16 protein-coding genes are annotated in these 12,557 nt (G+C 52.0%); 8 read left to right on the forward strand and 8 right to left on the reverse strand.

Annotated features, from left to right (window positions below; translation table 11 throughout):
* From G6Q15_RS09205 to G6Q15_RS09225, 5 genes are all read left to right on the forward strand, one after another.
* A complete protein-coding gene (locus G6Q15_RS09205; protein WP_164118028.1) occupies positions 1 to 357 on the forward strand; it encodes a hypothetical protein in 357 nt (118 codons plus the stop codon).
* A complete protein-coding gene (gene coaD, locus G6Q15_RS09210) occupies positions 354 to 854 on the forward strand; it encodes a pantetheine-phosphate adenylyltransferase (RefSeq protein ID WP_164118030.1) in 501 nt (166 codons plus the stop codon). Before G6Q15_RS09205 ends, coaD begins: the two co-directional genes overlap by 4 nt.
* 181 nt (positions 855 to 1,035) lie before the next feature.
* Positions 1,036 to 1,707, forward strand: a complete 672-nt coding sequence (locus G6Q15_RS09215) for a peptidylprolyl isomerase (RefSeq protein ID WP_240330834.1) — start codon at positions 1,036 to 1,038, stop codon at positions 1,705 to 1,707.
* 69 nt (positions 1,708 to 1,776) lie between these two features.
* Complete coding sequence (gene queA / locus G6Q15_RS09220) at positions 1,777 to 2,820, forward strand: tRNA preQ1(34) S-adenosylmethionine ribosyltransferase-isomerase QueA (RefSeq protein ID WP_164118032.1); 1,044 nt, start codon at positions 1,777 to 1,779, stop codon at positions 2,818 to 2,820.
* A 213-nt stretch (positions 2,821 to 3,033) separates the two neighbouring features.
* Positions 3,034 to 3,798 (forward strand): hypothetical protein, encoded by a 765-nt coding sequence (locus G6Q15_RS09225; RefSeq protein WP_164118034.1) that lies wholly within the window; start codon positions 3,034 to 3,036, stop codon positions 3,796 to 3,798.
* A gap of 71 nt (positions 3,799 to 3,869) precedes the next feature.
* On the opposite strand, the gene G6Q15_RS09230 is transcribed toward G6Q15_RS09225, so the two are convergent.
* Positions 3,870 to 4,175: a DUF2282 domain-containing protein gene (locus G6Q15_RS09230; RefSeq protein ID WP_164118036.1), complete on the reverse strand. Its 306-nt coding sequence runs from the start codon at positions 4,173 to 4,175 to the stop codon at positions 3,870 to 3,872.
* A gap of 88 nt (positions 4,176 to 4,263) precedes the next feature.
* Positions 4,264 to 4,608: a DUF2282 domain-containing protein gene (locus G6Q15_RS09235; RefSeq protein ID WP_205518143.1), complete on the reverse strand. Its 345-nt coding sequence runs from the start codon at positions 4,606 to 4,608 to the stop codon at positions 4,264 to 4,266.
* 166 nt (positions 4,609 to 4,774) lie between these two features.
* Between G6Q15_RS09235 and tgt the strand changes: the two genes are divergently transcribed.
* Positions 4,775 to 5,908: a tRNA guanosine(34) transglycosylase Tgt gene (gene tgt / locus G6Q15_RS09240; RefSeq protein WP_164118038.1), complete on the forward strand. Its 1,134-nt coding sequence runs from the start codon at positions 4,775 to 4,777 to the stop codon at positions 5,906 to 5,908.
* A gap of 35 nt (positions 5,909 to 5,943) precedes the next feature.
* Here tgt and G6Q15_RS09245 read toward each other — a convergent pair whose 3' ends face one another.
* Positions 5,944 to 7,530 (reverse strand): sensor histidine kinase, encoded by a 1,587-nt coding sequence (locus G6Q15_RS09245; RefSeq protein ID WP_164118040.1) that lies wholly within the window; start codon positions 7,528 to 7,530, stop codon positions 5,944 to 5,946.
* A gap of 37 nt (positions 7,531 to 7,567) precedes the next feature.
* On the reverse strand, positions 7,568 to 7,771 hold the full coding sequence (locus G6Q15_RS09250; RefSeq protein ID WP_164118043.1) for a NepR family anti-sigma factor: 204 nt from the start codon (positions 7,769 to 7,771) through the stop codon (positions 7,568 to 7,570).
* 226 nt (positions 7,772 to 7,997) lie between these two features.
* Between G6Q15_RS09250 and G6Q15_RS09255 the strand changes: the two genes are divergently transcribed.
* Positions 7,998 to 8,777, forward strand: coding sequence for a response regulator (locus G6Q15_RS09255; protein ID WP_164118184.1), 780 nt, complete (start codon positions 7,998 to 8,000; stop codon positions 8,775 to 8,777).
* Positions 8,778 to 8,885: 108 nt separating this feature from the next.
* Here the strand turns inward: G6Q15_RS09255 and rpsD are convergent, their stop codons facing one another.
* Complete coding sequence (gene rpsD, locus G6Q15_RS09260) at positions 8,886 to 9,500, reverse strand: 30S ribosomal protein S4 (protein WP_164118045.1); 615 nt, start codon at positions 9,498 to 9,500, stop codon at positions 8,886 to 8,888.
* 228 nt (positions 9,501 to 9,728) lie between these two features.
* Here rpsD and G6Q15_RS09265 point away from each other — a divergent pair, with 228 nt between their 5' ends.
* Positions 9,729 to 10,040, forward strand: coding sequence for a chorismate mutase (locus tag G6Q15_RS09265; RefSeq protein WP_164118047.1), 312 nt, complete (start codon positions 9,729 to 9,731; stop codon positions 10,038 to 10,040).
* 5 nt (positions 10,041 to 10,045) lie between these two features.
* On the opposite strand, the gene G6Q15_RS09270 is transcribed toward G6Q15_RS09265, so the two are convergent.
* Genes G6Q15_RS09270 through glyA form a run of 3 tightly spaced genes read right to left on the reverse strand, consistent with a single transcriptional unit; the run spans position 10,046 to position 12,555 of the window.
* Positions 10,046 to 10,777 (reverse strand): RNA methyltransferase, encoded by a 732-nt coding sequence (locus G6Q15_RS09270; RefSeq protein ID WP_164118049.1) that lies wholly within the window; start codon positions 10,775 to 10,777, stop codon positions 10,046 to 10,048.
* A complete protein-coding gene (gene nrdR / locus G6Q15_RS09275) occupies positions 10,774 to 11,235 on the reverse strand; it encodes a transcriptional regulator NrdR (protein WP_164118051.1) in 462 nt (153 codons plus the stop codon). Before nrdR ends, G6Q15_RS09270 begins: the two co-directional genes overlap by 4 nt.
* Before the next feature lie 3 nt (positions 11,236 to 11,238).
* A complete protein-coding gene (gene glyA, locus G6Q15_RS09280) occupies positions 11,239 to 12,555 on the reverse strand; it encodes a serine hydroxymethyltransferase (protein WP_164118053.1) in 1,317 nt (438 codons plus the stop codon).
* Between the last annotated feature and the right edge of the window lie 2 nt (positions 12,556 to 12,557).

Below are 12,557 nucleotides of genomic sequence, written 5' to 3' on the forward strand. Positions count from 1 at the left end.
ATGGCTGTTTTGACATTGGCATTCAGCCTTGCCGCGTGCGGCGAAGATCCCACTGAAGCGCATATGTTCGAAGTCACCGGTATTGACCGGACTGAAAAAATTTGCGCAACTAGCAAAGTTGAATTCACATCGCGCGATTCCGGCGGCGGAATATTTGCAGGTTACATCCATTTCCGGCTAAAAGCCCCTGATGAATGCCTGATACGTGCATTTTCTGCCATTGCTACGCGTGATGGGCTTGATTGTGATGGGGGCTGGCCAAAAATGAATTGTAACCATGAAAACGGTATAGAGGGTGTGTTTATCGAGAGGATATCCCCCGGACATGCCAAATTATCGAAATGGACGACACGATGAGAATAGGCGTTTATCCCGGAACCTTTGACCCCATAACCCTGGGGCATATGGATATCATTCGGCGCGGTGCAAAGCTGGTGGATCAGTTGATTATTGGTGTCACCACCAATCCCAGCAAATCGCCCATGTTCAGCGATGATGAACGTATCGACATGGTGAAACGTGAAGTCGCGGGCCTTGCAGGTGATATCAAGGTCGTGGGGTTCAATTCGTTGCTCATGGATTTTGCCGAGCGTGAGGGCGCGAACATGATCGTGCGCGGGCTGCGCGCGGTTGCCGATTTTGAATATGAGTATCAAATGGCGGGTATGAACCAGCAGCTCAATGACCGGATTGAAACAGTGTTTTTGATGGCGGATGTCTGTCTGCAACCGATTGCCTCCCGGCTTGTAAAGGAAATCGCACTCTATGGCGGAGATATACACAAATTCGTGACCGATGATGTACGCGCAGAGGTTAATGATCGCGTAAATAAACTGGGCATGAAGGGCGATTAGCAAGAGTTATGCCCGCTATGTGGCTGTTATGCCGGTTCATGTCCGCGACAGGATGGCGGCATTAGATATGCAGGTATGATTTTCCCGAGCTTGGCTTTGCAGGTTTGGAATATTGAAATGCCTGTTGCATTTTGATCGCACCGCGCAGATAAGCGCGGCACAATATTTGGAGTTGAGATACATGTTTTTTCGGTCGATTTTCAAATCACTGGCAGTTTTTGCGATGCTACCCTTCGCGCTGTCCGCGGCCCATGCACAGGATACCGATGCACCTGCAGCGCCTGCAACCGCAGCTGAAGTCGATCCGCTTGAAAACATGCTTTATCTTGACCTTTCCACCGGTGGCCGTGTCACAATAAAGCTGGTGCCGGAATGGGCCCCCACGCATGTTGAACGCATCAAGACACTTGTGCGGCAGGGTTTTTACGATGGTATTGTTTTCCACCGCGTGATCGAAGGTTTCATGGCGCAGACAGGTGATCCGACGGGCACCGGGCAGGGTGGGTCAAACCTGCCCGACCTGGAAGCGGAGTTTAATAGAGTCCCGCACCTGCGCGGCAGTGTTTCCATGGCACGTACTAATGAACCAAACAGTGCCAATAGCCAGTTTTTCATTGTTTTCTATCCGCGTTTTTCATTAGACAATAATTACACCAATTTTGGCCGTGTAACGTCTGGCATGCAATATGTGGATACGATTGTGCGTGGCGAACCGCCCGCAAACCCGACCCGCATTCTTCAGGCATCGATTGCCGTTGATAATAAACCATTGCCCAATTTCAATGCGCCTGTCCCACAGCCTGAGGATAATGTCAGCATTGATGAACTGAATGCACCGCTGCAGACACAGTAACTATTATCCGGCGATAATCTTACATTCCGTCTTTCGCCGGCGTCAGTGCCGCGCTAAGCCGCTTGCGTCATGAGAACAGACCTTTTCGATTTTGACCTGCCGCAGGAAAATATAGCTCTGCGCCCTGTTAGTCCGCGTGATGCGGCAAAAATGCTGTGCGTTCACGGCAGCGGGGGAATGACTGACAGAACAGTACTCGATCTGCCTGATATACTCGAACCTGGCGATGTACTGGTGTTCAACGATACACGCGTTATTCCTGCGCAACTTACCGGCAGGCGCGGCAACGCCACCATAGGCGCGACCCTGCACAAGCGCATAGATCTACGCCGTTGGCAGGCATTTGTGCGGAATGCAAAACGCCTGAAAATTGGCGACACTGTCGACTTTGGCGAAAGCGTAGAGGCCATAGCTGAAGAACGACTGGCCGATGGCAGTTTTATTTTCGCCTTTGCCGGTGAGGAGCCCGTGGAACTATTATTGGAGCGCGCAGGTACGATGCCGCTCCCGCCCTATATTGCCAGCAAGCGTGATGTCGATGAAAAGGATGCAGACGATTACCAGACGCGGTTCGCGCGTGAGAAAGGCGCCGTAGCAGCCCCAACTGCCGCGCTCCATTTCACCGATCACCTCATGGCGCGGCTTGATGCGCAGGGCATAGGCCATGAAATGCTGACGTTGCATGTGGGCGCAGGAACGTTCATGCCAATCAAAGCCGATGATACAGACGCGCATCAGATGCACAGCGAATGGGGCAGGATTGAAGCGGATGTCGCACAGCGGCTCAATGCGGTGCGTACCAACGGCAAGCGAGTGATTGCGGTTGGTACGACCGTGTTGCGCCTGCTGGAAAGCGCTACGTCAGCTGATGGCATTATCCAGGCTTATGAAGGTGATACCGATATCTTTATCACACCTGGTTATAGTTTTCGCGCCGTGGATGGCCTGATGACCAACTTTCATCTGCCCAAGTCGACATTATTCATGCTGGTTAGTGCGCTTATGACGCGCGAAGTGATGCTGGATGCTTATGCCCATGCGATCGAGGGCGGGTATCGCTTTTACAGTTACGGAGATAGTAGTTTGCTGCTCCCCGCAACCGCCAAGTTTTGAATATAGGCTGGCAATCATTCGCTGTATATTTATTTATATTGCAAATAGATTATGTAATTAAATTTCAATTTCTTAAAATATAATAAAATATTTGATTCGACTCAACATGTAAATCGGCGTATTAGCGTGTATATCAGGGTCGTCATTATTAAAAGCGGAGGGCTGGTTGCCGGCAATATCCGCCACTGTTTTTTACAAACTAAGGGGCAGATTATGACTAGATATTTTAAATCAATACTGTGTGCCATGGCGTTATTTACACTGGCACTGCCGCATGGGGCCTATGCGCAGGCCGGGCAGATGTTCATGATAACTGAAGTGGAGCTTGAGCCAGCGAAAAGTGCCGAAACAGTCGAACACTGGAAAGGCATGATGAAAATAGCGAAAGAACAGGGTTACGCCTATCCGATATGGGCTTCAAGTTCGGCCAATCGTATTACTCAGGTTAGCCCGCTGGAGAATTTTTCTGACCTGGATAAAATGTTTGCAGCACGCGGCGAGGTATATAATGGCGGCGGCGATGCATTTAAAAACCACCTGCGCGGCTACATGTCGGGCATTGCCAACCTACGCTCATTCATGGTGCGACATAATGCAGATGCATCACACATGATTGATGGCATGACAGAAAATTTTGGCGCTATGGCGATTTCCGAGTTCAAGGTTGCCGTAGGCAAAGTCGATGAAATGGAAAACGTGCTAAAGGACTATAAAGCCTTGTTTGCGAAATCCGGCTTTAGCCATGGTTACAATGTGTATCAAGGCGCGCTGGGTGTCGATGGCGGTACTTTCTACATTATCAATTATGGGAAAGACCGCCTAGAACTTGCACAGCAGGAAGCGGCAGAGAACAAGCTATTTGAGGGAAACGCAGCCATGGGCGAACTATTCGGAAAATATCTTGCTATTGCCACTCCTGAATATTTTGCCACTGAATATACAAGATCACGTCCGGACCTGACCTATAGTCCTGAATGAAATTGTTTTCATTGCTCAAACCCCGCCCATGGCGGCGGGGTTTCTGCTATGCGGTGACGGCAGGAAGGTGCTCACATATCATCATCCGGGAGGTTTTCGCCTGTCATTTCAAGTGTGCCTCCCAATGGATCGCAAGCGCCTGTATCCACTGCTTTCCAGGCATTACTCTGATAATCAATGCGCGACGTCCCGGCACAATTAACTGTGCCGGGACCATTGGCACAGTCATTTTGGCCTGCCAGGGCAATACCATAGCATTTTTCACGCGCGGGCATTTCGACCATAGCCTCTTCTCCACTGTTCTCGCCGCAGGCGGCTAGAGCGGCACCCGTCAAAAGTGCGGCGGCAAGTGAAGGACGGGAGATGGAAGGATGCATGCTCAACCCATTCTCATAATTTAAGGGCTGTGGCCATAAAAAAGGCGGCCGTGCAAGGCCGCCTTTTATACGATTATCTATTAATGACTTAGGCTGGTAGACCTTGGTCATTATTGTCCTGTTCGGTAAGCGTACCGCCCATTTCGCCACATGACTCTTCACCGCCATCAACATATTTCCAGGCATTGCCCTGATAGTCGACTGTCGATGTGCCTGCGCATGTTGTGCCAGGACCAGCTGCACAGTCATTTTTACCGGCCAGGGACACGCCATAGCATTTTACCTTGTCACCGGCGTCTGCAGATGCGGTTTCCACGCCTTCCGTTGCGCCTGTTTCTGCTGTTTCTGCTGGTGCTTCGGCACCCGAACATGCAGCCAGCGAAGCTGCAGCAATCATAGAAGCAGCGATACCGCCCATTTTTGAAGTTTTCATATCTTAATCTCCGTCACATTTGACCTATATGGCCCGGTTGGTGGTTCCCTGCCGCCGTGTGCATTGTGTGACATATCGCAGGAGCGCGGTCAACACGAGGTTCCTCACACTCCCCGCGCTTATACGATTGTATCGGCCATATAATGCCGCTAAAGCGCGTGACCATATGACCGACACAACTCCGCGATTCCAGTTCGACATCCACGCGCGCGATGGCAAGGCACGCACGGGTGTGCTGCGTATGCAGCGCGGCGACATCCGTACACCAGCCTTCATGCCGGTCGGGACTGCGGCCACGGTCAAGGCCATGAAGACACCCGATGTGCGTGCTAGCGGTGCGGATATCATATTAGGCAACACCTATCACCTGATGCTGCGCCCGGGTGCGGAACGTATGGCACGTCTAGGCGGGTTGCATGATTTTATGAATTGGGGCCGGCCGATACTGACCGACAGCGGCGGTTATCAGGTGATGAGCCTGTCAGGCCTTACCAAAATGTCAGAAGATGGCGTTGAATTTAAAAGTCACCTGGATGGTTCGCGCCATATGCTGACACCCGAACGCTCTATGGAGATACAAAGACTGCTCGGCAGCGATATTGTGATGGCGTTTGATGAATGCACACCCAACGGGGCCAGTCATGACGAGGCGGCGGCATCCATGGAACGGTCAATGCGCTGGGCGCAGCGTTCGCGTGACGGGTTTGACCGCGGTGAAGAACATGCACCACGTGCGGCGTTGTTCGGTATCCAGCAGGGGTCACTTGATGAAAGACTGAGACAGGTATCGGCGGATGCGCTGGCCGATATCGGGTTTGACGGATATGCGATTGGGGGTCTCGCTGTCGGGGAAGGGCAGGAAGCCATGTTCGGCGTGCTTGATTACGCACCAAGTCAGCTTCCCGATGATCGGCCCCGCTACCTGATGGGTGTCGGTAAGCCAGATGATCTGGTGGGTGCGGTAGAGCGCGGTGTGGACATGTTTGATTGCGTGCTGCCATCGCGCTCGGGACGCAATGGGCAGGCATTTACGTGGGGCGGGCCACTGAATATCCGCAACGCGAAATTCGCCGAGGATCAGGAGCCTTTGGATAGCAAATGCGCCTGTCCGGTGTGTTGCACCTATTCTCGCGCCTATCTGCACCATCTGGTCCGTTCGAAAGAAATGCTGGGGGCTATGCTGATGACCGAGCATAATATCTGGTTCTACCAACAACTGATGGCAACCATGCGCGAGGCTATACGCAAAAGTGATTTTGCAGGGTTCGCCCGTGATTTCCGTAGTGGTTACGGCTGCTAAAGGCTATCTTGTGTGATCCATGGGCGCTGTTTTGCCTACATGACGGGAATATCAATCTCCATGGTACCGGCTTCTTCATCGCGGACCAGTTCAGATCGTAGTTGACGCGACAGGCCCATGATAACGCGGTCGATTCCGTCTGCCATCAGGGCGTCAAATTCGGGATTTTGCTTGAGAGCCCGCGATGTAATAGTCAAAGTCGCCTTGCCGTTATCATCCGCAGCGCCAAGGCCGATATGGATTTCCTGACAACTGCGCGAAATTTGCAGCAATTCCAGTATTTCGGTGAGAAGGAACGCTACAGGCATGGCGGTGTCCTGCGATACACTGGCATTTTCAACCGACACCTGAGCATTACGGGTAAAATCACAGCTATCATCGGCAGTCCGAAAGCTGTTCAGTATCTCGTTGATAAGCGAGCGCAGGTCTATGCCTCTATTCTGTTCCCCATCCGCATGATGGTTGCGGTGCACGACTGACAGGGCTTCTACGCGGCGCTGGATCGAAGCATAGGCGTGCGCGGCGGTGGGTGTTTCGGCCGTGCGGGCATGCAGGCTTATCAGGCTGGCAACGATCTGCAGGTTATTCTTGACGCGGTGATGAACCTCCCGGGTAAGGGCGACCTGCTGTTTCAGACTGCGATCAATTTCCTGTTTGTCGTCGGCAACGCTTCGGGTCAGGTTTAGGAAAACATTGTCGAGGTCCTGTATTTCGGCGGCATCGAGCGGCTGTCGCTGCAGCGGTTTCAGTTCATCGCCGATTGAATAACGTGTCATTTTTCGCCGGAGCTGCGACATGGGGCGCATGACCATACGGTTCACCACCCACCAACCGATCAAGGCGGCGGCAATCATCATAACAAAGGGAATGGCGAGATTCAGGAACTCCGGCGGAGTGGCTTTTGGCCGCGCAATATTCAAGCCTAGGTTCAACCCTGCAACACCATTTTCGGCAGAGATTGCTCCATCAAGATTGCGTTTCAGTTTCTCAGGCAAGGTGGTGAGATGCAGCTGTTCTTTTTCATCTGACAGAATGAGTTCCGACATGGGAAGCTGGTCTACTGGGTCAGCGATTTTCAGGAGATTTTCCGGAGGATAATAGGCAATAATACGGGTAAATGTATTACGCCCCGGCTGCTGCACCAACAGGCCATTATTGTCGGGAAGCAGCATGGTATCCACCGAAAACGCAGTTGTCATGATCTGCCGAAAGCCAGGCGTGATTGATCCAAGCTCACATATCGGTCCGCTATCATTGCCTATACCTGCATAGATAAGAGCGCCGGTCGGGCCGCTTAGTCCCGTAAAACGGCGCTGGGCAAGAGGACATATCAGCGTAGCGTCTTCACCAAGGGCAATACGGTCTGCATAAGACATGATGACCGACATGTCATTGGATATGGAACTGTTCAGCCGATCTGCACTTTCCTCAATCGTATCCGCAATCAGGCGTGTGCGATCATCAGCTGCATTTTCAGATACCTGTTGCGCTGCGTAGGTGGCCAGCAATGCAAGTGGTAACAGCGCCACGATCAAGATCGCTAGCAGACGATAGCTGGTGGAATGTGCAAGGCGCCGTAAAAGACCATATTCTAGCTGGGTATTATCATGCGGATCAGCCATGCGGATTTGCAGATCCTTTCCAACTTGGACGTTCTGTTCAGTTCAACTTGTCGAGAAGGTCCTGAAAATCATCAGGAACCGCTTCGTCGAGTGTATTTTGGTAAAATGTTTTGAGTGCGTCACCAATGACTTCAGATTTGTCACAGTCACCAGACGGCTTCGCGCAGGTGCTTTCGTCGCCGCTAACCTGGCGCGGTGCTTTCTTCGACTGGCCATTTTTATTGTCGAATTTATGGCTCAAAACAAATCTCTCAAAACTTCGTACCGATCCCTGCTGCTATAATCCTTTGTGGGAACTAGGCAGACTAGATAGCATTGAAGTTGTTAAAAACAACATATGTTAACAAACGGTCCATATTTGGGAATGTTCCCTGCTATCTTTATTTTATGGTGTATCACTCAGGTCATTGACATTTAGCCGGGTGATGCCAATCCTTTATAAAATCAATATGGCAGAGGAAAACGCTATGTCGCTTGGACAATCACTTGCACCACATCTACCCTATCTGCGGCGCTACAGCCGCGCTTTGGCAGGAGATCAAGGGACTGGAGACGCTTATGTACGCTCCGCATTGGAAGCTATTATTGCTGCGCCTGAGGAGTTTCCCGAGGATGTTGATGCAAAGCTCGGCCTGTACCGGACTTTCCAGGCGATCTGGCAATCCACACATGATGTACAGGAAAATGGCAGCGAGGCTGATGGCGACGAGATTGCCGATCAGCGCCTGAGCAAAATCCCGTCACTGTCCCGTCAGGCATTGTTGCTGACATCAATGGAAGGGTTTTCAAATACGGACACTGCATATCTCATGGATATGAGCGAGAATGATGTGGCGATGCATATCGACAATGCCATTGCGGAAATTGACAACCAGATTCGCGCGCGCGTCCTGATTATCGAGGATGAGCCGATCATCGCCATGGATATCGAGACTATTGTGCGCGATCTGGGACATGATGTAACGGGCATTGCCGTTACCCGCGATGAAGCCGTGGAGCAGGCAAAGGCTGATAAGCCTGGACTGATCCTGGCCGATATTCAGCTTGCTGATGACAGTAGCGGTATTGATGCGGTTTCTGATATCCTTGCGGGTTATGACGTGCCGGTTATCTTTATCACGGCTTTTCCGGAAAGGCTGCTTACCGGGGAGCGCCCTGAACCTGCATTTCTGATTACCAAACCGTTCCATCGTAACACGGTGCGTGCGGCGATCTCACAGGCACTGTTCTTCCACGAAGCAGAATAACATACTGTGCCTGAGTTGGCGTTCAGTGCACTGGTAGCGGGTAAGTAGAATCAAAAAAGGCGGCTCCGATCGGGCCGCCTTTTTCGTATCTGCATGTTTTGAAACCTGTTAGCGTGAATAGAATTCGACGACCAGATTGGGTTCCATTTTCACCGGATAAGGAACTTCGTCCAGCGTAGGTACGCGGGTGAAAGTCACTTTGTCGGTACCATCGGGAGCAACATATTCAGGGATGTCGCGCTCTGCGAGGCTTTGCGCTTCGATAACCAAAGCCATTTCCTGTGCTTTTTCGCCTAGTGACACGACGTCACCTGGTTTGATGCGGCGTGATGCAATGTTACATTTCACACCGTTCACACGGATGTGGCCGTGGCTGACAATCTGACGTGCAGCAAAAATTGTCGGTGCAAATTTAGCACGGTACACAACCATGTCCAGACGCTGTTCCAGAATGCCGATCAGGTTCATACCTGTATCGCCTTTCATTTTCGCAGCTTCTGCATAAGCACGACGGAACTGTTTTTCCGTCACATCGCCATAATAGCCTTTAAGCTTCTGTTTGGCACGCAGCTGGATACCAAAGTCGCTAAGCTTGCTCTTGCGGCGCTGGCCATGCTGACCGGGACCATATTCGCGGCGGTTCACAGGTGACTTTGGACGGCCCCAGATGTTTTCGCCCATACGGCGGTCGAGTTTATATTTGGATGACTTACGTTTTGACACGTTACATGTCCTTTCAATTTGCTGTTCTTTATAATCCCGGATTCGCACCGCTGAACCTTAGTTATCCAGCGCGGCTACCACTTCACCGGGATGTGGAGCCAATTTACGAAGTGCGGCCTATGACGTTTACTAAGGCCAGAGTCAACCATATTTGTGAGAATATTGCCATTTTCCAGGATATTTCGGAAATGCTCGACTTGCATGGTTTTGCTGATTAATAGGCGCAATATGAGCAAGACACCGAAATCACCCGAAACCTGTCAAACAATGTCTGAAGTCCGCACAGGTGTAGATAGCGTTGACCGCGACCTTATCACCCTTCTCGGCACACGTTTCGGTTATATGGAGGCCGCAGCGCGTATCAAGCAGGACCGTGATACGGTTCGCGATGAAAAGCGTAAGGCCGCAGTTATTGAAAATGCAAAAAAAACTGCATGGGCCGCGGGTGTACCGATTGGTTTTATCGATGAGTTCTGGGACAAACTTGTCGAGACATCCATAGCCTATGAGCTTGAGAAATGGGATGCACTGCGCAAATAGGCAGCCTATTTCCTGAAATCTTCGCGTTTTTCGAAGGCCGCTAATACGCCGCGCAATGTTTTGACTTGGCCGCTATTCCAGCCCGGTTGTGTAAGCAATGTCCGCAGGTTGCGTTTAGTGGCTGGAACCCGGTCTTCAGGGAAAAAATATCCTCGTGCTTCCAGCAACGCGTATAAATGCGCAATCATTGCATCAAGCTCTGCTTGCGGTGCGGGCAATCCGGCATCAGATTCGGTTGGACTGGCAAGTCCGTCAGCCTGTTTCGACCATTCATAGGCGCATAAAATTACGGCCTGCGCCAAGTTGAGCGATCCGAATTCGGGATTGATAGGCACGGTGATAATTTTGCGTGCCAAGGCCACATCATCGGTTTCCAGTCCCGAACGTTCCGGCCCGAACAATATGGCGGTCCGGCCTTGCACTGCAACTGTTTCCTGTGCGGCGATAGCAGGGGTCACTACAGGTTTGGTTACACCGCGTTTGCGCACGGTTGTGGCATAGACATGGGCGCAATCTGCAACGGCATCTGCGGTGGTTTCAAAAACCTTCGCTTTTTCCAGAACGATATCTGCACCGGATGCGGAGGGGCCGGCATCCGGGTTGGGCCAGCCATCACGCGGGCTGACCAACCGCATTTCTGTGAGGCCAAAATTGAGCATTGCGCGTGCTGCTTTACCAATATTTTCGCCCAGCTGCGGACGCACCAGCACGATGATTGGCGCACGTGTATCTGTCACTTGCCGCCCATGTCTTTCACGTTGCTGGCAAATTCCTCAAAATCACGCGCTTCGTTGAAGTCGCGGTAAACAGATGCAAAACGGATATAAGCAACACTGTCGAGTTGGCGCAGCCCTTCCATCACCATTTCACCCAGTTTTTGCGCCTGTATCTCGCTTTCGCCGCTGGTTTCTATCTGGCGCTGGATACCAGAGACAAGACGGTCGATACGTTCCTGTTCAATATCGCGTTTCTGACAGGCGATCTGCACTGATTTTTCAAGCTTTGCACGGTCGAACGGTTCGCGGCGATTTTCGCTTTTGACAACGGTCAGGTCACGCAGCTGAATACGCTCAAAGGTGGTAAAGCGTGCGCCACAACCCTCGCACTGGCGACGACGGCGTATGGCGGTGCTGTCTTCGGTTGGACGGCTGTCTTTTACCTGACTGTTATCATCGGCGCAAAAAGGACAACGCATCTATCAGGCACCTTCTGAATATATTGGAAAACGGTCACACAAAACTTCTACACGCTTTCTAACATCCGCTTCAACTGCCGGATCGCCATTTTCGCCTTTATCGCGCAAACCTTCCAGTACATCGGCAATCATGTCACCGATCTGTTGGAATTCTGCGGGACCGAAACCACGCGTAGTGCCGGCGGGTGAACCGATCCGGATGCCGCTGGTTTTCATGGGCGGTAGCGGATCGAACGGGATCCCGTTCTTGTTGCAGGTGATACCCGCGCGTTCGAGCGCTTCATCCGCATCCTTGCCGGTCACACCCAGCGGGCGGAGGTCGACCAGTGCGAGGTGCGTATCAGTACCTCCTGCCACCAGGTCCGCGCCGCGTTCTTTCAGGCGGGCAGCGAGCACTTTGGCATTCTCAACGACAGCGGCGCTATAGGCCTTGAACTCGGGCTGTAGGGCCTCACCAAAGGCCACAGCCTTGGCAGCGATAACATGCATAAGCGGACCGCCCTGCAAACCCGGAAAAACAGCAGAGTTGAATTTCTTGCCGAGTGCATCGTCCTGCGTCAGGATCATGCCGCCGCGCGGCCCGCGCAATGTCTTGTGCGTAGTGGTGGTTACAACGTGCGCATGCGGGAAGGGTGAGGGATGATGGCCACTCGCCACCAGTCCGGCGAAATGCGCCATATCAACCTGAAAATACGCGCCGACCTTATCGGCAATTTCACGGAAACGCTTGAAATCAATAACACGCGGATAGGCTGAGCCGCCTGCGATAATCAGCGCTGGTTTATGTTCGAGCGCTAGTCGTTCGACTTCTTCATAATCGATCAGGTGATCTTCTTCACGCACGCCATATTGTACTGCGTTGAACCATTTGCCCGAAAGCGCGGGCTTTGCGCCGTGTGTAAGGTGACCGCCTGCGTCAAGCGACATGCCAAGGATCGTGTCACCCGGTTTAATGAGAGCAAGCAGCACTGCCCCGTTGGCCTGCGCGCCAGAATGCGGCTGCACATTGGCATAGGAGCAGTCAAATAATTGTTTTGCGCGCGCTATGGCCAGGCTTTCGACATCGTCCGAGGGCGCGCAACCCTGATAATAGCGGCGTCCAGGATAACCTTCAGCATATTTGTTCGTGAAGACGCTGCCTTGTGCTTCAAGCACGGCTTTAGAGACGATATTTTCCGATGCGATGAGTTCGATTTGTTTCTGCTCACGCTTCAGTTCTTTGCTGATGGCAGCTGCAATGGCAGGGTCAGTTTTGGCGACGCCTTCGTTAAAAAAGCCGGAAGAGCGGATATTGTCATGTGATGAGACTGTACTGGTCATGG

Origin of the sequence: Sphingorhabdus sp. Alg239-R122 (assembly GCF_900537065.1) — a bacterium.
Taxonomy (GTDB): Bacteria; Pseudomonadota; Alphaproteobacteria; order Sphingomonadales; family Sphingomonadaceae; genus Alg239-R122.

Coding starts and splice junctions, on each gene's coding strand:
- G6Q15_RS09205 (WP_164118028.1), top strand. CDS start 1: ATGGCTGTTTTGACATTGGCATTCAGCCTTGCCGCGTGCGGCGAAGAT.
- coaD (WP_164118030.1), top strand. CDS start 354: ATGAGAATAGGCGTTTATCCCGGAACCTTTGACCCCATAACCCTGGGG.
- G6Q15_RS09215 (WP_240330834.1), top strand. CDS start 1,036: ATGTTTTTTCGGTCGATTTTCAAATCACTGGCAGTTTTTGCGATGCTA.
- queA (WP_164118032.1), top strand. CDS start 1,777: ATGAGAACAGACCTTTTCGATTTTGACCTGCCGCAGGAAAATATAGCT.
- G6Q15_RS09225 (WP_164118034.1), top strand. CDS start 3,034: ATGACTAGATATTTTAAATCAATACTGTGTGCCATGGCGTTATTTACA.
- G6Q15_RS09230 (WP_164118036.1), bottom strand. CDS start 4,175: ATGCATCCTTCCATCTCCCGTCCTTCACTTGCCGCCGCACTTTTGACG.
- G6Q15_RS09235 (WP_205518143.1), bottom strand. CDS start 4,608: ATGAAAACTTCAAAAATGGGCGGTATCGCTGCTTCTATGATTGCTGCA.
- tgt (WP_164118038.1), top strand. CDS start 4,775: ATGACCGACACAACTCCGCGATTCCAGTTCGACATCCACGCGCGCGAT.
- G6Q15_RS09245 (WP_164118040.1), bottom strand. CDS start 7,530: ATGGCTGATCCGCATGATAATACCCAGCTAGAATATGGTCTTTTACGG.
- G6Q15_RS09255 (WP_164118184.1), top strand. CDS start 7,998: ATGTCGCTTGGACAATCACTTGCACCACATCTACCCTATCTGCGGCGC.
- G6Q15_RS09265 (WP_164118047.1), top strand. CDS start 9,729: ATGAGCAAGACACCGAAATCACCCGAAACCTGTCAAACAATGTCTGAA.
- nrdR (WP_164118051.1), bottom strand. CDS start 11,235: ATGCGTTGTCCTTTTTGCGCCGATGATAACAGTCAGGTAAAAGACAGC.
- glyA (WP_164118053.1), bottom strand. CDS start 12,555: ATGACCAGTACAGTCTCATCACATGACAATATCCGCTCTTCCGGCTTT.